This is a genomic window from Streptomyces chisholmiae, from assembly GCF_031845445.1.
Lineage (GTDB): Bacteria > Actinomycetota > Actinomycetes > Streptomycetales > Streptomycetaceae > Streptomyces > Streptomyces chisholmiae.
Map to the genome: position 1 here is coordinate 1 of NZ_JAVREO010000115.1, position 476 is coordinate 476.

Here is a 476-nt window from a genome sequence, read left to right on the forward strand (position 1 = left end):
GGTGGAAATCGATGCCGGAACCGATGACGACGTGAGGATATTGCTGCAGCAGGGTGATGATCTTTCCTCGATCTCCACCGTGGCTGGCTTGTCCGAGTGTGTTGATGAATGTCTCGGCTGTCATGCCCCGGGCTGCGGGAATGTGCTTGCCTATCTGTTTTCCGACGATGCCGCCAAAAATGACGTCGGTGGCGCGGCCCAGGATTTTCGGGCCGATGACGTTGAAGGCCACTGAGATTGTGGCCATGATGACGACGATCGTCAGCGTAATGCGATGGGGTTTGAGTTGGCCGAGCAGTCGTTTGAGGGAGGGTCCAAAAGAAATGGGTTTTTCGGTAACTTGACTACCACGATGACCTTGTTGGGAGGAGGCCCGGGCGATCTCAGCCTGCTCATTCCTGGTAGGTGCCTGCTGGGCGTCCTTGCCGGTCATGCCGCCTCCTCGACCGATAGCTGGGAGTCGACAATCTCGAGGT

Annotated in this window: 1 pseudogene; it reads right to left on the bottom strand. The window is 57.4% G+C overall.

The annotated features are described in order from the left end of the window. Positions 1–433: pseudogene (locus RM844_RS32340) on the bottom strand (hypothetical protein); the annotation flags it as partial. Positions 434–476: the final 43 nt, after the last annotated feature.